Below are 20,673 nucleotides of genomic sequence, written 5' to 3' on the forward strand. Positions count from 1 at the left end.
CTCTCGCTAGACAAGGGGGCGCACTAAGTCACAGCGGGGATGGGTGAAGGGTGAAGCAGTCACGACAGCGTGGCACGTCGTCCGACTACGTCAGGTATGAGACGGTTCTCGACCACCCCAGAAGCGAGTTGTGGGAGCTGCTCAGCAGGCCTGAGCTGTACCCACGCTTCTTCCGGGGCCTGAGCGTCTGCACCAAGATCCCGCCCGCCGAGCCGGACAAGACGACCGAGTACACCGTCCGGGTGACGCGACCAGGGCACGGCGCGACCGACTTACGACTGCGCACGGTGACCCGTCGTAAGCAGGAGAAGTTCGTGCTGGCGCCGGTGCCGGAGAGCGGGAAGTGGATCTCGCTGACGCTCAGCGACGCGCGGCCGGGCAGAACCAAGGTCGCGCTGGTGATGTCGACGCCGATCGGGCTGCCCGCCGAGTTCACGCCGCGCAAGGCCGAGCTGCGCACCTGGGCGCAACACGGCCTCGACCGCGTGTCGCGGTACCTGGGCCGGGTCCCCGACCGGCCGGTGAGGCACCCGGATGACACCGGGCCGGCGCGGGTCCAGATCGCACGCACGCTGGTAACGTCCGGCATCCTCAAACCCACCCGGCCCGACGTCGCGGCGCGGCAGCTGACTCTGCTGAACCGGTGGGGCTTCAACCTCGTCGGCGGCTACGCGCAGGCGTCGGCACGCGATCCGCGGGCGCCAGCACTGATCGACGAGCACGAGCCGCGCACCTTCGCCGAGGTGTGGCAGCGCGCGCAATGGCTGGCCGCGGGCCTCATCGAGCGCGGCATCGGCCCGAGGACCACCGTCGCGGTGATGGCGCGCAACCACAGCGCGATGGTCGAGTGCATGACGGCGTGCGGCATCATCGGCGCGACGCTGATCCTGCTCAACACCGGGCTGTCGAGCAGACAGATCGAGGACATCGCCGAGAAGCACGAGCTGCACACGTTGTTCGTCGACGACGAGTTCTCGCCGCTGGTGCAGTACCTGCCAGCAGAGGTGGACCAGATCAGCACAACGCCGGGCGGCACGGTCACGCGGCGCGAGACGATCGACGAGATCATCGACACCGCGCCGGATCGCGCCCTCACCCCGCCGAAACAGCAGGGCAGGCTGGTGGTGCTCACCTCGGGTACCGGCGGCACGCCGAAGGGCGCCAAACGGCCAGCGGCGAAGGGCTGGAGCACGATCGCGGCGATCCTGTCGCGGCTACCGCTGCGCACCGGGGAACGGATGCTGATCGCCGCGCCGATCTTCCACAGCTGGGGGCTGGCTGCGCTACAGCTCAGCACGCCGCTGCGGGCGACGGTGATCCTGCAGGACCGGTTCGACGCCGAAGAGTGCCTGCGCGCGATCTCGCGGCACCGCGCCACCACGCTGGTCGCGGTGCCGATCATGCTGCAGCGCATCCTGAACCTGCCTCCCGAGATCAGGGACAAGTACGACACGTCGAGCCTGCGGATGGCGGCGAGCAGCGGCTCGGTGCTGCCCGGCCCGCTTGTCACCGGGTTCATGGACACCTTCGGCGACATTCTCTACAACTTCTACGGCTCGACCGAGGTCTCGCAGGCGACCGTGGCGACGCCAGCCGACCTGCGGGCGGCGCCCACCACGGCGGGCCACGCCGCGCTCGGCACCCAGGTCGCGATCCTCGACCAGGACGGGCTGCAAGTCCCGCGCGGCTCGGTCGGCCGGATCTTCGTCGGCAACGAAATGCTGTTCGACGGCTACACCGACGGCAACTCGGCCGAGATCAAGGACACCTTCATGGACACCGGCGATCTCGGCTACGTCGACGCCGACGGCAGGTTGTTCGTCTCCGGCCGCGACGACGAGATGATCATCTCCGGCGGCGAGAACGTGTTCCCGCGCCCGGTCGAGGAGGCCCTCGCCGCCCTGCCCCAGGTCAGCGAGGTGGCCGTGGTCGGCGTGCCGGACGACGAATACGGCCAGCGCCTCGCCGCGTTCATCGTGCCGAGGACGGGCGCCCGGCTGGACCCCGCGATGGTGCGTTCTTACATCCACCACCGGCTGAGCCGGTTCTCGGTGCCAAGAGACGTGACGTTTCTGACCCGGTTGCCGCGCAACACCACCGGCAAGATTCTCAAGCGGCTGCTGGTGGAGCGCAGCGGCAGGCCGCCGGAACTGACCGCCTGAGTGGCTCGCAGCGGCGGCCATGGGTTCAGCGGCTCCCAGGGCGTCTCCCGCCACCTCACGGCGGTTCCTGGGGCGACTCAGCCGTCCGCTGGCCATCCTCACGGGACCGCAGCGCCACGCCGATGACGACGGCGAGGATGCCGAGCGCCTCCATGCCGGTCGGTACCTGCGCCAGCACCAGCAGCCCGATCACGGTCGCCGTCACCGGCAGCAGCGCCAGCAGCAGCGCGAACGCCGCACGGCCGACCTTGCGGAGCACGAATTGGTCCAGGGTGTAGGGCACAACCGTGGAGAGCACCCCGACCCCGACGCCGAGTGCGAGCAGGTCCGGCGCGCCCCAGACCGCACCGGTGCCGAGCGCCAGCGGCGAGAGCACCACCGTGGCCACCGCGAAACCGACCGCGAGACTGTCGAAGCCCGACACGCCGGTGTCGGCGAGTGCGACCCGGTTGCCGAGCACGATGTAGCCGGCCCAGGCCGCGGCGGCCGCCAGCGCGAACGCCACGCCGAGGGGCTCGCCAGCGAGCTGGACGTCGGCGATGAGCACCACGCCGAGGGCGACCATGGCCAACGCGGCGATGTCGCGCCGCGTCCGGGAGCCGATGGCGGCGACCACCACCGGCCCGACGAACTCAAGCGCGACCGCGGTGCCGAGCGGCAGCCGGGCGATCGCCTCGTAGAAGACCACGTTCATGCCCGCCGTCACGGTGCCGAACGCGCCGGCGAGCAACAGCGCCTTGCCGCGCCAGGCCGCGCGCGGTGGTCTGCGCCATGCCAGCAGCACCATCGCCGCGCCGAGGCACCGCAACCAGGCCACACCGGAGGGGGTGGCGTCGTCGAACAACCACACCGCCATCGCCGCGCCGACGTACATCGACGTTCCGCTGATGGCGAACAACACCGGGGCCGGTGCCTGTGCCAGCCAGGGAGCAACACGCAATCCAGTCACCATGCCATCGTGCCTGACGTGCGCAAACGACTTTCCATGACGGTGGGCTACTGGATCGTGATCTTCGGCTGCGACATCCGGAGGATTTCGGCGTGACTGACATCCCAGCTATGCGGGAACACTTGCAGTGGTGGAATCGTCTGCAACAGTAGAAGCAACGCATGACAGCGTTGAGTCGAGTGGCATCGGGCTCACGATGCTGGGACGGAGGGAGACTCCAATGAGCGCTACGCTCACCCGCCCCGAGTTGACCAAGGCGGATCGCTGTGATCGCTGCAGCGCGGCGGCGCAGGTTCGCGCAATCCTGCCCACCGGCGGTGAACTGCTCTTCTGCGGTCACCACGCCCGCCAGCACGAGAACAGGCTGAAGGAGCTTGAGGCCGAGATCCAACGCGACGAGACCGAGTGATCGCAACTCGACCCACCACTAGACGCCCTCGGGCGGGAATCCAGCCAGGATTCCCGCCCGAGGTGTATCTAGGGCCTCGGCCCGCCCGTCGAGGGCCAGGCCCGACCGGGCTCAGCCCGATCACGTGGATCTTGAGGCGTTTTGGTCGCTATAGCAGCCACAACGCCTCAAGATCACCGGACATCGCCGCTGCTCACCCCCGCGCGACCGCGCCAGGCACGCCCGCGGCGTTCGGAGCTCACACGGTGTCGAGTACGCCCTCGAACGCCGACTCCGCCGCACCGAGCAGCTTGACGTCCGCACCGAGCGCGGACGTCACCACCCGCACTCCCCCGACGGCGCGGCTGACCATGCTGCGCGCCCGCACCTGCTCACCGACGGCGTCCAGCACTGGCCGCGGCAACGCGGCGAACAGGTCGCCGAGCACGACCAGCTCAGGGCCGAGCACATTCACGAGGCTGACCAGTCCGAGCGTCAGCCACTCCGCGAACTCGGCCAGCTGCTCGCCAGCGGTGCCCGCCTCGCCGAGTAACCGCAGCTCGGCCACGATCGCCCCGCGCGGGCTGTCGTCCGGCAGATCGAGCGCCCGCGCCAGCGCCGCCTCGCCGATCTCGGTCTCCCAGCAGCCGACGTTGCCGCAGTAGCACGGCCTGCCGCCGGGCCGCACGATCATGTGCCCGATCTCGCCGACGTAGCCGCCCCCACCGCGCAGCGACGAGCCCTGGGCGATCACCCCGCCACCGACACCGACGTCGGCGGAGACGAACACCATGTCGTCCGAGCCGCGCGCCACCCCGCGCAGGTGCTCGGCCAGCGCGCCGAACTCCGCGTCGTTGCCGACCGTGACTGGGATGCCGAGCCCCGCGCTCATCAACTCACCGAGCGGGACGTCGTGCCAGCGCAGGTTCGGCGCCTCGTGGATGTGGCCGTCGGAGCGCCGGGCGACGCCGGGCACCGAGATCCCTGCCGCCACCGGCCGCACCCCCAGATCGGCCGCAAGCAGCTGGGTCGACTCGATGACGTGCGTGATGACCTCGCCCGGCTCTCCCATACGGCCATGCAGGTTCCACCGGTTGCGGCCGAGGATCTGCCCGCCGAGACCGACCAGTGCGATCGCGACATGCTCGACCTGGACGTCGACAGCGAGCACGACGGCGGCCTGCGGCTGCGGCAGCACCAGCAGCGAGGGGCGACCCGCCGCTGCCCTGCCCGAGCGCGGCACGCGCTCCTCGACCACGCCCGCTTCGGCGAGCCCGTCGACCAGGGTCTTGATCGTGCTGCGGTTGAGCCCCAGTTCGGTCGCCAGCACCGCCCGCGTGCACGGGCCGGTGACGTGCAGCAGGCGGAGCAGGCTGGATCGGTTATACCGGCGCACCTCGTCGGGTCGGGCAACGGATGTGCTGGTCACGAGAGCATCGTCTCACTCCCTGTGGCACCACCCGTCACAGCACCAGCCGGGCAGCCGGTCAGCGGACATCGCATCAGCGGGCCGCCGTCGTCGCGCGCCGCCTCGACAGCGCGTCGACGGTCGCGGCCAGCAGCAGCACCAAGCCGGTCACGATCGCGACGACGGCGGCGGGCTGTTGCAGCAGGCCGAGCCCGTTGGCGATGGTCGCCAGCACGGTGCCACCGATGACCGCGTCGATCACCTTGCCCCTGCCGCCGAACAGCGACGCCCCACCGATCACGGCGGCGCCCACGGCGAACAGCAGCGTGTTGAGGCCGCCTGCTTGCGGGTCCACCGAGCCGACCTTCGAGGAGTACACGATCGCGCCGAGCGCGGCCATCGAGGAACACACCACGAACGCGCTCGCCTTGACCTTGGTGACGTCGATGCCAGCCCTGCGCGCGGCCTCCTTGTTGCCGCCGACGGCGTAGATGTGCCTGCCGTAGCGGGTGCGGTTGAGCACGTAGGTGCCGATGACGAGCAGACCGAGCACGATCGGCACCACGTACGGCACCCCGGAGATCTCGATGCTCTCGTTGGGAGAGCGGTTGATCGTCAGCAACGCCGTCACCACCGCCCCGAGCACGCCGACCGCGCCCACCTTGAACACGACGAGCGGTGTTGGCTGGGTGACGAGACCCCGGTTGAGCCTACGGAAGTGCTGGCCGAGCGTCGTCGCGGCGAACCCACCCGCGGCGACGACGAACAGCGCCCAGCTACCGACCGTGGACAGGTTGCCGTTGGCGACCTTGTTCAGCACGTCGGACGTGCTGATGCCGATCACGCCGCCTTCACCGATGAACTGCAGGATCACGCCCTGCCACGTCAGGAACAGCGCCAGCGTCACCACGAACGATGGCATGCCGATCTTGGCGACGAGGAATCCGGTGATGCAGCCGATCGCGGTGCCGACCGACAGCGCGAGCAGCATCTCCAGCCACGGATTCGCCGCCATGCCCGATACCGAGATCGCCAACGCGACCAGCGACATCGCCACGCCTGGCCAGATCCGCAGCAGCGCGGCGAGCACGGCGGCGAGCACCAGCACGGCGTTGAACACGATGAACACGGTGGTGCCCATGCCGCCGAGCAGGTTGCCGTTCTCGGCGTAGTGCAGCGCGAGTACGGCACCGGCCACGCCGGACGCCGTGCCCGCCGACAGGTCGATCTCGCCAACGAGCAGCACGAAGACGATGCCCATCGCGAGCATGGTCTGCCCCGCACCCTGAGCGAGCAGGTTCGCGACGTTGTGCAGCGAGAAGAAGACGTCCGACAGCGACGAGAAGAGCACGAACAGCGCGACGAGACCGAGCGCGGCGGGCAGCGAGCCGAGCTGGCCGCCCCGCAGCCGGGAGAAGTAGTCACGGATCGCCTCGGTCGTGGACATCGCGGTGGTGTCGATGCCGAAATCGGTGATCGCCGCGCCGGACGGTGCGGAAGAGGTCTGGGTCATGGTGGGTTCTTCCTTGCTCACGAGGCTCACACGGTGGCGGTATCGGGGCGGGCAAGGCCGAGGTCGCCAGAGCGGCCCGCGGTGATCAGTTCGACGACCTGGCCGTGGGTGACCTCCTTGGTGTTCACCTCGGCGGCCAGCCGGCCCAGGTACAGCACGGCGACCCGATCGGAGACCTCGAACACGTCGGCCATGTTGTGGCTGATCAGCACCACGCCGAGACCCTGCTCGGCGAGCCTGCGCACCAGGTCGAGCACCTGGCGGGTCTGCGCGACACCGAGCGCGGCGGTCGGCTCGTCGAGCAGCACCACTTTGCTGTCCCACAGCACGGATTTGGCGATCGCCACGGTCTGCCGCTGCCCGCCGGACAGCGACGACACCGGGGTGCGCACCGACTTGACCGTGCGCACCGACAGCGAGGCCAGCGTCTGCCGCGCGGCCTGTTCCATGCTCGCCTCGTCGAGCAGCCAGCCGCTGCCCCGCTCACGGCCGAGGAACATGTTCTGCACGATGTCGAGGTTGTCGGCCAGCGCGAGGTCCTGGTACACGACCTCGATGCCGAGCTCGGCGGCGTCCTTCGGACCGCGAATGTGCACCGGCTCGCCCTGGAACCGCACCTCACCCGAGTCGGAGGCGTGGATCCCCGCGATGCATTTCACCAGCGTTGACTTACCGGCACCGTTGTCGCCGACCAGCGCGGTGACCTCACCGGCGCGCACCTTCAGGTCGACGTCGTGCAGCACGTGCACCGGCCCGAAGCTCTTGTTGAGTCCGTGCAGTTCGAGGATGGGCTCACTCATCGTTGTCTCCGTGGTGCTGGGGCGGGCCACGCGGTCGGGGCGCGCGGCCCGCCCCAGCGGGTAGGGTCGGTCAGGAGATGCCGAGCTTGTCGCAGACGTCGGCGAGATCGCGGACGCAGAGGTCGCTCGCGGGCACGTAACCGGCGTCGACCACCGTCTTGACGTTGTCCTTGGTGATCAGCTCTGGCTCGAGCAGCATCGACTTGACGTCACGGTCGCCCTTCGAGTCATGCACGGTGTCCGAGGCGAGTTCGTCGGCGGCCGCGGTGTCGCCCTCGGCCAGCGCGGCGGCCAGCTTCGCGGTGGCCTCCGCCTCCTTCTTGATCGGCTTGAACACCGTCATGTACTGATGGCCGCGCAGGATCGACTTGAGCCCCGCAGGGGTGGCGTCCTGGCCGGTGACCGGGACCTTCCCCGCGAGACCGTTCTTCTTCAGCACGGTGATGATCGCACCGGCGAGGCCGTCGTTGGCGGCGACGACGCCGTCCACCGTGCCGCCGTTGCTGGTCAGGATCTGCTCGAAAATGGTGCCGCCCTTCTGGTTGTCCCAGTTGTCGATGGGCTGGCTTTGCACGAGTTCCAGCTCGCCGGAGTCGTAGAGCGGCTGCAGCACGTTGCGCTGACCCTCGTGGAACAGCGTGGCGTTGTTGTCGGTCGGCGCGCCCTCGATCTCGATGACCTCGGCACCCTGCTGACCCTCGAGCGCCTCGGCGAGCCCCTCGCCTTGCAGCTCACCGACCCGCACGTTGTCGAACGAGACGTAGTAGTCCGAGCCACCACCCAGGTTGAGCCGGTCGTAATCGATGGTGGGGATGCCAGCGGCCTTCGCCTGGGAGACGACCGCACTGCCGACCTCGCTGTTGATCGCGGCGATCACGAGGACGTCGACGCCCTTGGCGATCATGCCGTCGGCGAGCGTGGTGAACTTCTGCACCTCACCCTGCGCGTTCTGCACGTCGGCCTCGAAGCCTTCCGCACGCAGCGCCTTCTCCAGCAGGGGTTTGTCGAAACCTTCCCACCGCGATGAGCTCGCGGTCTCGGGCAGGATGACACCCACCGTGCCCTTGGTGGCTTCGTTGGAACCGGTGTCGGCGGCGGCGCCGTCGTCGCCGCCCGCGGTGTTCGCACCGCAGGCGCTGAGTACGAGCAGGCCGGCCGCCGCGGCGGTCGCGAGGAGTCTCTTGGTCCGCATCACTGAGAACCTTTCCGGGTCTAAGCTGGCGGCTAACCCGGCTGCGCCGAGGTCCGCCATGTAAATGTTGTGAGCGACAACATATTCGGCGACGCGGCGGCGCGGAAGAGGACCTGTATCGATTTAGTTCCCGGCGTCAGGACACGATTCGGCAACGACACCTACGGGACATCCGTTAGATAGCACTCACCATGAGCGCATCGTCGCAATGCGCTCCTCCAGTTGCTCCACCGTCGCCATGGCGGTCGGTGGGCCGCCGCAGACCCGGCGGAGTTCGTTGTGGATCGCGCCGTGCGGCTTGTTCGTGCGGTGGTGATACATCCCGACGAGCGCGTTGAGTTCCTTGCGCAGCGCGGCACGGCGCTCCCGCATGCTGGCGGGCGCTGCCTGCCGCTGCGGTTCCTGCTCGGGTTCCTTCGGCTTCCTGCGCTTGTCGTCGGCGAGCTGTTCCTCCTGCCGCTTACGCAGCAACGCCCGCACCTGGTCCGGCTCAAGCAGACCAGGCAGGCCCAGGTACTCCTGCTCCTCCTCGGAACCGGCGAACACGGCGGTTCCGAACGAGTTGCCGTCGTAGATCACCTGGTCCAGCTCGGCGGAGGCGTGCAGCGACTGGAAACCGCGATCGTCGTCGGTCTGCTCGTCCTCGGTGCGGTTGGCCGCGGCGAGCAGCTCGTCGTCCCAGCCATCCTTCTCCCGGTCCGGCTTGCCGAGCACGTGGTCGCGCTCCGCTTCCAGCTGACTGGCCAGTTCGAGCAACGTGGGCACGCTGGGCAGGAACACGCTCGCGGTCTCCCCCGGCCGCCGCGCACGGACGAACCGGCCGATGGCCTGCGCGAAGAACAACGGCGTCGACGCGCTCGTCGCATAGACGCCGACCGCGAGCCGCGGCACGTCGACGCCCTCGGAGACCATCCGCACCGCGATCATCCAGTGGTCGTCCGACTCGGCGAACTCGCCGATGCGCTTGGTCGCCTGTGGATCGTCGGAGAGCACCACCACCGGCTCGGTGCCGGTGACTTCGCGGAGGATCGTGGCGTACGCCCTGGCCGAGTCCTGGTCGCTGGCGATGACGAGGCCGCCCGCGTCAGGCACACCACCGGAGCGCAGCTGGGTGAGCCGGACATGCGCGGCGTGCAGCACCGATGGCACCCACTCGCCGCTCGGGTCCAGTGCGGTACGCCACGCTCGCGCCGTCTGCTCTGCTGTCAGCGGCTCGCCCAGGCGGGCGGTGAACTCCTCCCCCGCGTTGGTCCGCCAGTGGGCCTCACCCGAGTAGGCGAGGAACACGACCGGGCGCACGACGCCGTCGGCCAGCGCGTCGGAGTAGTTGTACGAGTGGTCCGCCTTGCTGCGCATGGCGCCATCGGCGTCTTCCTCGTACGTGACGAACGGGATCGGCGAGTCGTCGCTGCGGAACGGTGTTCCGGTCAGCGCGACTCGTCTCGTGGCTGGCGTGAACGCCTCGCGGATCGCATCACCCCAGGACTTGGCGTCGCCACCGTGATGGATCTCGTCAAGAATCACCAGCGTCTTGCGGTTCTCGGTGCGCACCCGATGCAACGTCGGATGCGCCGCCACCTGCGCGTAGGTGAGCGCGACACCCCGGAAGTCCGGCGAGACCGCGCCATCGGCGTTGCGGAAGTTGGAGTCGATCGCGATGCCCGCGTGGCTCGCCGCGCTGGCCCACTGGTGCTTGAGGTGCTCGGTCGGGGTGACGATCGTGACACTGTCGATGGTGCGGTCCGAGAGCAGCTCAGCGGCGATCCGCAAGCCGAACACCGTCTTACCGGCGCCGGGCGTGGCCACCGCGAGGAAGTCCTTCGGGTTGCGGGTGAGGTACTTCGTCAACGCCCTGCGCTGCCACGCACGCAACGGCTTCGCCGTCGCGTCCTGCTCCGGCTCTGGCGCAACAAACGTCTCCGGCAACTCCCGGCTCCTCTCCCCGCTGTCGGCACGGCGCAACACCGCACGGTCAAGACAGGCAAATGCCCCCACACGAGAGCCGTGCCGCAGGCGCCGCGGCACGCGGTGAGGGCGCCCGTTGAGGGTACCTGGCGGGTGAGGGTGACCGGGCACAGAGACACACCTCGCGAGTGACGAGCCAAAATTACGGAAATACACCATGCTGGAAGGTGAGATGACTGCTCACGGGGACGCCACGGATACCGACGGCAAGCGGACCAGGAAAGGTCCGCTGCGCCTGATCGGTCTCACCCTGAGCAAGGCATGGCGCGGCAGCATCTTCTCCGAGTCGGCCGAGGCCGCGTTCTGGCAGGCACTCTCACTCGCGCCGCTGATGCTCGGGATACTCGGGCTGCTCGGCTACGTCAGCGACTGGTTCGGCCACCGCGTCGCCGCGCGCGCCAGCGAGCAGATCGTGAGTTTCAGTGACAAGGCGTTCAGCGACGAGGTCGTCGGGAACATCGTGAAGCCGACCGTGGAGAGCATGCTCACCGAGGGCAAGGGCGCGATCGCCTCGGTGGGTTTCATCATCGCGCTGTGGGCGGGATCGTCCGCGATGTCGTCGTTCGTGGACGCCATCACGGTGGCGCACGACCAGGAAGGCGTCCGTAACGAGGTGTGGCAGCGGATTTTCTCGCTGCTGCTCTACATCGGCAGCCTGGTGTTGCTGATCATCGGACTCCCGCTGATCGCCATCGGCCCCGACCTGCTGCCCCGGTTCTTCCCGGAGTCCTGGCACGGCATGATCGGCTTCTGGGTGCGGGTGCTGTACTACCCCACCCTCGGTGTGCTGATCGTCGTCGCGCTCGCCACGCTGTACAAGGTGGCGCTACCGCGCAAGCTGCCCTGGCACCGGGGCATACCTGGGGCGATCCTCGCGATGGCGATCTTCCTGCTGACCAGTGCCAGCCTGCGGTTTTACCTTGGCGGGGTCTCCGCGACCGGCTACACCTACGGCGCGCTCGCCACGCCGGTGGCGTTCCTGCTGTTCCTGTTCTTCATCGGGCTCGCCGTGGTCGGCGGGGCGTACTTCAACGCCGCCATCCAGGAGCTGTGGCCCGCCAAGCCGACGCGGCGGCAGCAACGCAGGTGGCGACGGCTGGAGCTGGAACGGGTCAACCGCGCGCTGCATCCGGAGGAGGGCGGACGGCGTGGCACCGGGCAGCCCAGTGGGCGGGGTGACGATGCGCAGGGTGGCCCGGCGGAGGACGCGGAGCGCCGCCCCGCCGTGCCGGAGTCCAACGGGACTGGCGCGGCGGCTGATCACGGACCAGCGCAGTCCGGTGACAGCCCGGCCACCCCTTCGGAGGCATCACCAAGGGCGCGCTCGGCGTCGTCCAGCGAGAACTCAGACGCCGAGCACGTCCGCTGACCAGCGGGCTCAGTCGTTGTCGTCGCCGCCGGGCGGCAAGCCCTTGTAGATGCGCTGGCACTCCGGGCATACCGGAGAACCTGGCTTGGCTGACTTCGTCACCGGGAACGTCTCACCGCACAGCGCCACCACGTACGAGCCCATGACCGCACTCTCCGCGATCTTGTTCTTCTTCACGTAGTGGAACATCTCCGGCGTGTCGTCGTCGGTGACGTCACTGCCTTCCGGCCGCGTGTCTACATCGGGAAGAACCTGAGTACTCACGCCTCTATTCTGCCCCAGGCTCGCGCCGTGTCCCACACCCATACCGTTGTGTCCTGCACTCTCGACGCCGTGTCCTGCACTCTCGACGCTGTGTCCTGCACTCTCGACGCCGTGTCCTGCGTTCCCGACGCTGTGTCCTGCACTCTCGACGCTGTGTCCTGCACTCTCGACGCTGTGTCCTGCAGTCCTCCCCCGAGACGCGGCCGTCAGCACACTTCGGCACGATGCCAGGCATGGCTCTCACGTTCGCGCCCGAGGTAGCGGAGGCGCTCGATGCTGGACGTCCTGTCGTCGCACTGGAATCCACACTGCTCGCTCATGGCCTTCCGAGCGGCCGCAACCTCACGCTGGCGCGGGGATTGGGCGACGCGATCCGGGCGCAAGGCGCCGTCCCCGCCACGATCGCGGTCCTCGACGGCGCGCCCACGATCGGCCTCTCCCCTGACCAACTCGGCCGGGTCTGTACCGAAAGCACCGCGCTGGCCAAACTCAGCGCGCGCGACCTCGGTCCCGCCATCGCGCTCGGCCGGTCTGGCGCGACGACCGTCGCCGCGACCAGCGTCCTGGCGCACCGTGCGGGCATCAGGGTGTTCGCCACCGGTGGTCTCGGCGGCGTCCACCTGCCAGCACCCGGCGACGCCACGACCTGGGACGTCTCGGCGGACCTCGGCGTCCTCGCGACGACGCCACTCCTCGTGGTGTGTTCCGGGGTGAAGTCGGTGCTGGACATCGCGGCGACACTCGAAGTGCTGGAAGCGCGGTCCGTGCCGGTGCTCGGCTACCGCACCGACGACTTCCCCGCGTTCTACCTGCGCTCATCTGGGCACCCGGTGCCATGGCGCGTCGACGACCCCGGAACCGTCGCGGCCACAGTCCTCGCCCACCGTGAACACGCGACGTCCGGGGCCGTGCTGGCGAATCCGGTGCCGCCCGAACATGAGATGGAGCGCACGCTGCACGACCGGCTGCTCGCCGAAGGCCTCGACCGGCTGCGGGACACCGGCGCGTCCGGATCGGACGTCACGCCGGTGCTGCTGGAGCATTTCCACACGGCCAGCGGCGGCATCAGCGTCGCGACCAACGAGGCGTTGGTGCTCGCCAACGCCACCCTCGCCGCCCAGGTCGCCGTCACGCTCTCGGCGTAGCCGTGCGTGTGGGTGCGGGACACGGGGTCCGGAATGGGGAACACAACGTCGAGACTGCAGGACACAACGTCGAGACTGCAGGACACAACGTCGAGACTGCAGGACACGACGTCAGAGCGGCAGGAGTCCTAACAGGGCGAAGGGGCGCATCCGGCTGGCACCTTCGGCCTCCACCCTGGCGCGGAGCTCACGGTCGGCGGTGGCGACCAACACGTGATCGTCGGGCGCGTCGATCACGGCCTGCCGGGTGACGTCGACGATGGCGGAGTCACCGTCGCGCTCGGCGGCGACCACCTCGACACCGTCGACGCCGGTGACACCACGCGCGGCGCCCTCGACGACGAGGACGATGCGCGGCAGCCAGCACCACAGGTCGCTGCCGGGAATGTCGTCCCGTCCGCCGGCGATGCCGTCGGTCGCGAGCACGGCGAGCCCGTCACGCAGCCGCTCGGCAGCGCCAGCGCGGTCCCGCCACCAGCCGTCCGGCCGGGAGCCCATCACGTTGGCGGCGTCCACCACCAGCACCAGCCGCCTGCCCACGTGCTCGCGCAGCGCGGGCCAGGCGCGGGCGAAGTCGCGGTGCAGCGGGTAGTGCTCCACTTCGTGCGGCGGTACCCACCGCATGCCGGTGCTCTCCGCGTTGGCCGCCCGCGCGTCGACCGCCCGACGTACCGACGCGAGCACTGTGGTGTAGCGCCACGTGCCGTGGTCGACGACCGAGATCGCCGTCAGCCGCACCGCCTGCGCTGGCACGTCGGCTTCTTCCTCGGCCTCCCGCATCGCAGCCTGCTCGGCTGTCTCGGCGTTGCGCAGCGCCCCGCCTGGCAGCGCCCAGGTGCGCCCGTGGTGCACCCACCACGCCCTGCGCTGCAACAACACGCCGCGCTCCGGGTCGGACAGCAGCAGCCCGGCGGCGCCGTTGGTGCCCCAGTGCACGTTGCCGCACGAGCACCGCACGAAGCCGTCACCGTCACCGAGTCGCACGACGCTAGCCTCGCACATCACCGGCGGCCGCTGCCGCCAGTGTCGCGGCGCCGACGATGCCCGCGTCGCCGCGGAGCTGGGCGGTCCTGATCCGCGCGAGTGGCCGGTGCCCCGCCCCGGTCAGCACCGAGGCGTAGTGCTCGCGAGCGTCGTCAAGGAACAGCGGCGCGGACTCCGACACCCCGCCCCCGATGACGATGACCTCCGGGTCGTAGACGTCGGCCACGAGCGCGAGCCCTTCGCCCAGCCAGATCGCGAACTGCGTCATGGCTTGCTTGGCGACGACGTCGCCCTCCCGCGCGGCGGCCGCCACCCGGCGTCCGGTGAGCGCGCTGTAGTCGTCCGCGAACTCGCGGGCCAGCACGGTCGACGCCGTCTCGTGCCTGGCCAGCAGCTCAAGCGCCGTGGTGGCCAATGCGGTGCCGCTGCAGTAGCGCTCCCAACAGCCGCGCTTACCGCAGGAGCACGACCGGCCGTCCGGTACGAGCCGCAGGTGCCCCAGCTCGGGCCCGACGCCGTGCGCGCCGTGGAACACCGTGCCATCTTGCAGCAGCGCGCCGCCGATTCCGGTGCCGATCGCGACGAGCACCACGACGCCCGCGCCCCGGCCCGCGCCGTAGGTGTGCTCGGCGACGGCGGCGGCGTTCGCGTCGTGTTCCAGCGTCACCGGCAGCCCGATCCGCGCGGCGATGCGGTCAGCGACGGGCGCGTCACGCCACGGCAGGTGCGGCGCGTACCGCACGGTGTTGCGATCGACCGCGACAAACCCGGCGACGGCCAGACCGACCGCGGTGATCGGGTGCCGGCTTCGCAGTTCGTCGACGGCGTGCGCGATCGCGACTTCCAGCGCGTCGGCGTCGTCCGGGGTCGGCGCGCGCGCCGTGTCGATCACAGTGCCGTGCTCATCGACGACACCCGCGCGCAAGCTGGTGCCGCCGACGTCGATGCCGACGGCGTTCAGAACGTCTCCCCCGGCTCGGCGGACCAGCTCGACTCAGCGGACCCAGCGGGATCTGCGGACCCAGAGGAGCCGGTCTTGCGCACGGTGATGTGCTGCGCACGCGAGGCCCCAGCGGGTCGACCGGCATCGGAGCGGCCAGCAGCGGTGCCCCCAGCGGTGGACCGCCCGGCAGCCGCGGCCTGCGGGGCCGAGGGCCGGGTGCGGGGACCATCGGTCCAGGCCGGGCCGGTGTCCTGCCGTTCGGCGCGCGGTGCGCCGGGCATGTGGATGCCCTCGCCCGGGTACCACCGGTCCGCGAGTACCGCCCGCAACACCCCGACCAGCTGCGCCAGCTGTTCAACGGCCCGTGAGGAGAACTCCGGCCGGTCGCCACGCGCCATGCTGACAACGGCGCACAGCGGGCACCAGCCGCAGTTGTACTGCGCGTTCGCGTGTTCGGACGATGCCCCGCCGCCGGAGTCGCCGGTGTCATCGGGGGTGCCAGAAGCACCACCGCCGAACAGTCCGCCGGTGTGCCCTGCCGCGATGAGCCCGTCGAGCCACGGCGCGGCATGCTCCACGATCATTTCGATGAGCAGCATGAGTTCGGTGCCGAGGTCAGCGGCGGCATCGTTGGCCGAGATCCGCTCGGTTCGCTCGGTCATGCCTGACCTCCTGGGTCGGTCAGCAGCACCACAAGGCCTTCGGCGTCGGTCTCCGCACCGACCACCTCGCACGGTCGCAGCAGTCTCGGCAGCGCGACCAGCCTGCGGAACCCGTCGATGGTGATGGCGAGGTCGTCGTCGATGCGTGCCAGATCGACGTCGGCATCCGGCGCGAGCGGCAACGCGATCCGCAGCCGATAGCCCTCGTCTGACTCGGTGATGCGCAGCATCGGGGCGACATCGTCGGCTTCTCCCGCCAGCGGGTCCCCGCCACCGTAGAGTTCCTTGGCGATCTCGGCAAGTGCCTCAAGCCCGACCGGTTCGGACGCCCGGTGCTCGACGAGCCGCACCCCGGACAACCCCGCGGCGCCCGCTTCGGCGAGCACCGCTTCTTGCTGCGATCGGCGCTCCCGCAGCCAGGACGCCGCGCCGCCGCGCCACAAACCGGCGGCGGGCATCATCCGGTTGGCCACGATGCCGTCGACGCGGATGCCACGCAGCGCGAGCGCGGTGAGCGTGCGGCGGGTTTCGGCGACCACCATGCGTTCCGGGGTGAGTACGAGCCGCACCGTGGTGATCTCGCGGTCGGTGAGCATTGCCCGCAACGACTCCAGGTGGGTGCCCAGCTCCATCACCGACGCCGCCGCCCCGCTCAGCGCCCGCGCCCGTGGCGAGACCGGCTGCCAGCCATACACCCGCCGCAGATAGCCCGCGACGGCTTCCGGCAACGCGAACAGCCGCAGCGTCTCGGCGGTCGGGCCGCAGTCGACGACGACGGCGTGCCAGTACTTCGTCGCGGCGAGCCGCCGCACCTCGCTGAGCGCGAGGAGTTCGTCGACGCCAGGCAGCACGGTCAGTTCCGCGGCATCCAGCGCGTCCACGCCGATCCCGGACAGCGCGGTGCCGAGCTGACCCCGCAATCGCTGCCACGCGGTGTCGGCCAGCGATCGGCTGTCGATCTGCACCGCGTCCAGCCTTCTGTCCACTTCGGTGGGTTCGGGGCCGAGCGGGGTGCCGTAGGAGTCGGCGAGCGAGTGCGCCGGGTCGGTGGAGACGACGAGCGTCCGCCTGCCTTGCGTGGCCAGCGTCGCTCCGGTGGCAGCGGCGAGCGTGGTCTTGCCAACTCCCCCCTTCCCGGTGAACAGCACCAGCCGCACGCTAGCGATCACTCTCCGCGCGCCGCTTGAGCTCCTTCAACGCGATGTCCATGATCATCTTTTCCGCCTTGCGCCGCAGCTGGCCGATCATCGGCAACGCGAGTTCCACCGAGAGGGTGTAGGTCACTTCGGTCTGGCCGTCCTCGAGGGGCGTGAGCTCGTAGCGGCCACGTTGCGCCTTCTGCATCTGGCCCTTGACCAGGTGCCAGCTGACGCTGAGCCCGTCCGGAGCCCAGTCGTACTCCAGCGTGTAGACATCCTTGACCGGGCCAGCGTCGAGGGTGAACGACACCCGGAACGCCTGGCCGTTGGCGTCGCGTTCCAGCACCTCGGTAGAGCGGACAGCCTTCGCCCACTCAGGATAAGACTCCAGATCGGCGATCACCGCCATGATCTGGTCCGGTGGTGCGTCGACGACGATCGACTGAGTGGACTCGTCGGCCATGCCAAGAGGGTAGCTGGAAGGGCACCCCCTGTTGGTGCGACGGGTGGGGTTATGTCACCACCGCAGCACGAAAGGGCGTTCGGCCAGCTTGAAATGGCCGACGTTGCAGCACTCTGTCCTGCCGCTGCGCAGCCGTTCCGTCAGCGGTTGGTGCACGTGGCCGAACAGTGCCCAGCGCGGTTGCTCCCGCTCGATGGCCTCGCGCAGGCTTGGCGCGCCCGCTTCGGATCGTTTGGTGACGACGTCGTAGGTCAGCTCCGGGATATCCGGCGGGATGTGGCTGCACAGGACATCGATCTGGCCGAGTCCGGCGACCGCCTCGGCGAACTCGTCGTGCGGGCGCAGGTACGGCGTCCACGCCGATGACGTGCGCGGCGGCGCACCGTCCGGGCGCAGCGAGCCGCCGACGAAACCGAACCGCAACCCGCCGATTTTCGCGACGTCGCCGTCGAGCACATGAATGCCGCCCTCGGCGAACTCCGGCCACAGCCACGGCGCGTCCACATTGCCCGGCGTGGCGTAGGTAGGCGCGCTCATCGCGCCGAACAGCTCGGCGTACTGCTCCCGGATCGCCTCCTCGATCAGGGCGGCCGGATCGTCGAGGCTGCCCCACAACTCACGCGAGTAGGCGATGGTGGCCTCGCGGTCGCCAGCGCGACGCAGGTCAGCGAACGTCTTCACCTTGTCCGCACCGAACAGCCTGCCGAGGATGCCCTTCTCGTGCTGGTGGTAGTCGACGAAGTCGATCAGGTCGCCCAGTACGACGAGCGCGTCCGCGCCGTCCCCCGCCCTGGCGAGGGCTTCGGCGTTGCCATGGACATCGGACACGACGTGTACACGCACTGCGTTGTCCCCTCGCTGGTCGCTGTTAGCACGGCGGCATCGGTCGTGAGTGGCTATCCGGGTTAGAACACCGCTAGCCACTCACGACCGCGGTGGCATCCCTGGCTGACGGCCGTCCTCCAGGGTGTCTTTCAGCCCGAGCGCGATCGCCTTGGCCGCGCGCGCCCGCGCGTCGTACTCCCTGGCGAGCTGGCGCGGCGGCAGGTCGAGCGGCTCCCCGGCGGCGTCGGCGGGGGTGGCCCGCAGGAAGTAGTGCAGCAGCGTGCCGTCCAGCATCGCCTCGCACCACACTTCCATGGTGCCGATGAGCGCCCCGCGCACCGTCCAGCGCATGCCTTCCTCGCCGCGGTCGCGGTAGACCTTGAGCACCAGGTCGGGCCAGTAGCGCGACCACGAACCGGGATCGGCGAAGGCGGCGGCGACCGTCGACGGCGGCACCGCGAGGAACGTCTCGTCCACGAGATCGATCGCCGGAGCTGCGGGAACGTTCACCTGGTCTGATAATGCGGTCACGGCCTGAAGAATCTCACGTCATCGTATCGCGGCATCCGGCGTGGTCCCCGAAAACGGGCCAACGATAGAGTTACCCCGAAGTAACAGGATCCGTCATGAGAGGTTGTCATCGTGCGCGAGTACACCGCTGCGTCCGCCCCCGACATCTCGGCTGAGGAGAACCTCACCGACGTCATCTGGGCGCACGCCGAGCGATACGGCGACGTCGTCAGCTTCCGCCGTCAGGCGGACGGTGGCTGGCGCGACGTCACGGCGCGCGACTACGCGACGGAGGTGCTCGGCGTCGCCAAGGGCCTCATCGCGGCGGGCATCAGCACCGGCGACCGGGTTGGCCTCATCGCCAAGACCCGCTACGAGTGGACGCTGCTCGACTTCGCGATCTGGACGGCGGGCGGCGTGACGGTGCCGGTCTACGAGACGTCCTCGCCGGACCAGATCGCCTGGATCTTGTCGAACTCCGGTGCGAAGGCCGTGATCGTGGAGACCGATGAGCACCGCGCGCGGGTCGACGAGGTGGCGGGCAAGCTCGACGCCCTGGACAACATCTGGCAGATCGAGGGCTCCGGCTCGGCGACGCCCGCCGTGACGGCGCTCACCGAACTCGGCTCAGACGTCAGCGACGAGGCCGCGCACGAGCGGCGCCGGTCGGTCGGCGCGGACGACCTCGCCACGATCGTCTACACCTCAGGCACCACCGGCCGACCCAAGGGTGTGGCGCTGACGCATCGCAACCTGCTCGCCGAGATCCGTGCCTGCGTGGCCGCGCTGCCGAAGCTGCTCGCCGCGGGCAACTCGATGCTGGTGTTCCTCCCGCTGGCGCACATCTTGGCCCGCGCGATCGCGCTGATGGCGGTGTACTCGCGGGTCACGGTCGGCCACACGCCCGACCCGAAGACCCTGCTCGACGACCTCGCGCAGTTCCAGCCCAGCGCCGTCATCGCGGTGCCACGGGTGTTCGAGAAGGTGTACAACAGCGCGAAGCTCAAGGCTCACTCCGAGGGCAAGGGCAAGATCTTCGACGCGGCCGAGCGCGCCGCGATCGCCTACAGCGAGCGGATGGACACGTTCCCGATGCCCGTCACGCTCAAGGTCAAGCACGCGATCTTCGACAAGCTGGTCTACAGCAAGCTGCGCGCCGCGCTCGGCGGCCACTGCCTCGGCGCGGTCTCCGGTGGCGCCCCGCTCGGCAGCAGGCTGGCGCACTTCTTCCGGGGCATCGGCGTCACCGTGTACGAGGGCTACGGGCTCACCGAGACGTCGGCGGCGGCCGCGGTCAACACCGAGGGCGCCATCAAGATCGGCACCGTGGGCAAGCCCGTCGCGGGCACATCGGCGCGCATCGCCGAGGACGGCGAGATCATGCTCAAAGGCGACGTCGTGTTCGACGGCTACTGGCGGAACGAGGAGGCCACCGCCGAGGCGCTGGAGGACGGCTGGTTCCACACCGGCGACCTCGGGGCGATCGACGACGAGGGCTTCCTGTCGATCACCGGCAGGAAGAAGGAGATCATCGTCACCGCGGGCGGCAAGAACGTCGCGCCGTCCGGGCTCGAGGAGACGCTGAAGTCGAAGCCGCTGATCAGCCAGGCGATGGTGGTCGGCGATCAGCGGCCGTTCATCGCCGCTCTGATCACCATCGACGAGGAGTTCTTCCCGGCCTGGAAGCAGCAGCACGGCAAGCCGGAGGACGCGACGGTGGCCGATCTCGCCGACGACCCCGACCTGCGGGCCGACGTGCAGGCCGCCGTCGACGAGGCCAACACGTCCGTCTCGCAGGCCGAGGCGATCCGCAAGTTCACCGTGCTGCCGGAGGACTTCACCGAGGCAGCGGGCGAGATCACGCCGAGCTTGAAGCTCAAGCGCAACGTCGTCAGCGAGCACCAGGCCGACACAATCGAGCGGCTGTACCAGTCCTGAACCAGGCCGACACCGCGGCGGCGTGGCTATACTCCGGTGAGCCGCCCGCCCGTC

The 20,673-nt window shown here is 69.6% G+C and carries 19 protein-coding genes; 5 read left to right on the forward strand and 14 right to left on the reverse strand.

The window, feature by feature from the left end; genetic code table 11:
* Nucleotides 1-50 precede the first annotated feature (50 nt).
* The gene (locus AMYHA_RS17840) at nt 51-2,162 is read left to right on the forward strand and encodes an AMP-binding protein (RefSeq protein WP_034272745.1); all 2,112 of its coding nucleotides are present in this window, start codon (nt 51-53) and stop codon (nt 2,160-2,162) included.
* A 55-nt stretch (nt 2,163-2,217) separates the two neighbouring features.
* On the opposite strand, the gene AMYHA_RS17845 is transcribed toward AMYHA_RS17840, so the two are convergent.
* Nucleotides 2,218-3,036, reverse strand: a complete 819-nt coding sequence (locus AMYHA_RS17845; RefSeq protein ID WP_084037629.1) for an EamA family transporter — start codon at nt 3,034-3,036, stop codon at nt 2,218-2,220.
* A 295-nt stretch (nt 3,037-3,331) separates the two neighbouring features.
* Here AMYHA_RS17845 and AMYHA_RS17850 point away from each other — a divergent pair, with 295 nt between their 5' ends.
* Nucleotides 3,332-3,520, forward strand: a complete 189-nt coding sequence (locus tag AMYHA_RS17850; RefSeq protein ID WP_034272747.1) for a DUF7455 domain-containing protein — start codon at nt 3,332-3,334, stop codon at nt 3,518-3,520.
* Nucleotides 3,521-3,758: 238 nt separating this feature from the next.
* On the opposite strand, the gene AMYHA_RS17855 is transcribed toward AMYHA_RS17850, so the two are convergent.
* The 5 genes from AMYHA_RS17855 to AMYHA_RS17875 all read right to left on the reverse strand — a co-directional run bounded on the left by AMYHA_RS17855 (nt 3,759) and on the right by AMYHA_RS17875 (nt 10,338).
* Complete coding sequence (locus tag AMYHA_RS17855; RefSeq protein ID WP_034272750.1) at nt 3,759-4,928, reverse strand: ROK family transcriptional regulator; 1,170 nt, start codon at nt 4,926-4,928, stop codon at nt 3,759-3,761.
* A 73-nt stretch (nt 4,929-5,001) separates the two neighbouring features.
* Entirely contained in the window at nt 5,002-6,420 is a 1,419-nt protein-coding gene (locus tag AMYHA_RS17860; RefSeq protein ID WP_034272752.1) for a sugar ABC transporter permease, read from the reverse strand.
* A gap of 26 nt (nt 6,421-6,446) precedes the next feature.
* Nucleotides 6,447-7,220 carry an ATP-binding cassette domain-containing protein gene (locus tag AMYHA_RS17865; protein ID WP_034272756.1) on the reverse strand — a complete coding sequence of 258 codons (774 nt, stop codon included), beginning with the start codon at nt 7,218-7,220 and terminating at the stop codon, nt 6,447-6,449.
* Nucleotides 7,221-7,290: 70 nt separating this feature from the next.
* Nucleotides 7,291-8,412, reverse strand: coding sequence for a sugar ABC transporter substrate-binding protein (locus tag AMYHA_RS17870; RefSeq protein ID WP_196776930.1), 1,122 nt, complete (start codon nt 8,410-8,412; stop codon nt 7,291-7,293).
* A 186-nt stretch (nt 8,413-8,598) separates the two neighbouring features.
* Nucleotides 8,599-10,338 (reverse strand): DEAD/DEAH box helicase, encoded by a 1,740-nt coding sequence (locus AMYHA_RS17875; RefSeq protein WP_034272767.1) that lies wholly within the window; start codon nt 10,336-10,338, stop codon nt 8,599-8,601.
* A gap of 211 nt (nt 10,339-10,549) precedes the next feature.
* Here AMYHA_RS17875 and AMYHA_RS17880 point away from each other — a divergent pair, with 211 nt between their 5' ends.
* Nucleotides 10,550-11,746: a YihY/virulence factor BrkB family protein gene (locus AMYHA_RS17880; RefSeq protein WP_231104795.1), complete on the forward strand. Its 1,197-nt coding sequence runs from the start codon at nt 10,550-10,552 to the stop codon at nt 11,744-11,746.
* Between the two features lie 9 nt (nt 11,747-11,755).
* Here AMYHA_RS17880 and AMYHA_RS17885 read toward each other — a convergent pair whose 3' ends face one another.
* Entirely contained in the window at nt 11,756-12,010 is a 255-nt protein-coding gene (locus tag AMYHA_RS17885; protein ID WP_034272769.1) for a DUF3039 domain-containing protein, read from the reverse strand.
* A gap of 233 nt (nt 12,011-12,243) precedes the next feature.
* Here AMYHA_RS17885 and AMYHA_RS17890 point away from each other — a divergent pair, with 233 nt between their 5' ends.
* A complete protein-coding gene (locus tag AMYHA_RS17890; RefSeq protein WP_034272772.1) occupies nt 12,244-13,155 on the forward strand; it encodes a pseudouridine-5'-phosphate glycosidase in 912 nt (303 codons plus the stop codon).
* A gap of 111 nt (nt 13,156-13,266) precedes the next feature.
* On the opposite strand, the gene AMYHA_RS17895 is transcribed toward AMYHA_RS17890, so the two are convergent.
* From AMYHA_RS17895 to AMYHA_RS17925, 7 genes are all read right to left on the reverse strand, one after another.
* Nucleotides 13,267-14,139 (reverse strand): NUDIX domain-containing protein, encoded by an 873-nt coding sequence (locus AMYHA_RS17895; protein WP_169732951.1) that lies wholly within the window; start codon nt 14,137-14,139, stop codon nt 13,267-13,269.
* Between the two features lie 4 nt (nt 14,140-14,143).
* On the reverse strand, nt 14,144-15,100 hold the full coding sequence (locus AMYHA_RS17900) for an ROK family glucokinase (RefSeq protein ID WP_034272781.1): 957 nt from the start codon (nt 15,098-15,100) through the stop codon (nt 14,144-14,146).
* Nucleotides 15,097-15,744 carry a hypothetical protein gene (locus AMYHA_RS27135; protein ID WP_051400053.1) on the reverse strand — a complete coding sequence of 216 codons (648 nt, stop codon included), beginning with the start codon at nt 15,742-15,744 and terminating at the stop codon, nt 15,097-15,099. Before AMYHA_RS27135 ends, AMYHA_RS17900 begins: the two co-directional genes overlap by 4 nt.
* Nucleotides 15,741-16,901 carry an ArsA family ATPase gene (locus AMYHA_RS17910; protein WP_034272784.1) on the reverse strand — a complete coding sequence of 387 codons (1,161 nt, stop codon included), beginning with the start codon at nt 16,899-16,901 and terminating at the stop codon, nt 15,741-15,743. Before AMYHA_RS17910 ends, AMYHA_RS27135 begins: the two co-directional genes overlap by 4 nt.
* A 1-nt stretch (nt 16,902) precedes the next feature.
* Entirely contained in the window at nt 16,903-17,346 is a 444-nt protein-coding gene (locus AMYHA_RS17915) for an SRPBCC family protein (protein WP_034272786.1), read from the reverse strand.
* A gap of 54 nt (nt 17,347-17,400) precedes the next feature.
* Nucleotides 17,401-18,189, reverse strand: coding sequence for a metallophosphoesterase family protein (locus AMYHA_RS17920; protein WP_034272788.1), 789 nt, complete (start codon nt 18,187-18,189; stop codon nt 17,401-17,403).
* An 81-nt stretch (nt 18,190-18,270) separates the two neighbouring features.
* Nucleotides 18,271-18,702, reverse strand: a complete 432-nt coding sequence (locus tag AMYHA_RS17925; protein ID WP_407919888.1) for a polyketide cyclase / dehydrase and lipid transport — start codon at nt 18,700-18,702, stop codon at nt 18,271-18,273.
* 111 nt (nt 18,703-18,813) lie between these two features.
* Here AMYHA_RS17925 and AMYHA_RS17930 point away from each other — a divergent pair, with 111 nt between their 5' ends.
* Entirely contained in the window at nt 18,814-20,619 is a 1,806-nt protein-coding gene (locus AMYHA_RS17930) for an AMP-dependent synthetase/ligase (RefSeq protein ID WP_034272792.1), read from the forward strand.
* Nucleotides 20,620-20,673 lie beyond the last annotated feature (54 nt).

The organism is Haloechinothrix halophila YIM 93223, assembly GCF_000504245.1.
Classification (GTDB): Bacteria; Actinomycetota; Actinomycetes; order Mycobacteriales; family Pseudonocardiaceae; genus Haloechinothrix_A; species Haloechinothrix_A halophila.

Excerpts from the sequence above, each read along its gene's own strand:
- AMYHA_RS17870 (WP_196776930.1), bottom strand. The coding sequence starts at position 8,412 with ATGCGGACCAAGAGACTCCTCGCGACCGCCGCGGCGGCCGGCCTGCTC.
- AMYHA_RS17880 (WP_231104795.1), top strand. The coding sequence starts at position 10,550 with ATGACTGCTCACGGGGACGCCACGGATACCGACGGCAAGCGGACCAGG.
- AMYHA_RS17845 (WP_084037629.1), bottom strand. The coding sequence starts at position 3,036 with ATGTACGTCGGCGCGGCGATGGCGGTGTGGTTGTTCGACGACGCCACC.
- AMYHA_RS17850 (WP_034272747.1), top strand. The coding sequence starts at position 3,332 with ATGAGCGCTACGCTCACCCGCCCCGAGTTGACCAAGGCGGATCGCTGT.
- AMYHA_RS27135 (WP_051400053.1), bottom strand. The coding sequence starts at position 15,744 with ATGACCGAGCGAACCGAGCGGATCTCGGCCAACGATGCCGCCGCTGAC.
- AMYHA_RS17915 (WP_034272786.1), bottom strand. The coding sequence starts at position 17,346 with ATGGCCGACGAGTCCACTCAGTCGATCGTCGTCGACGCACCACCGGAC.
- AMYHA_RS17865 (WP_034272756.1), bottom strand. The coding sequence starts at position 7,220 with ATGAGTGAGCCCATCCTCGAACTGCACGGACTCAACAAGAGCTTCGGG.
- AMYHA_RS17890 (WP_034272772.1), top strand. The coding sequence starts at position 12,244 with ATGGCTCTCACGTTCGCGCCCGAGGTAGCGGAGGCGCTCGATGCTGGA.
- AMYHA_RS17860 (WP_034272752.1), bottom strand. The coding sequence starts at position 6,420 with ATGACCCAGACCTCTTCCGCACCGTCCGGCGCGGCGATCACCGATTTC.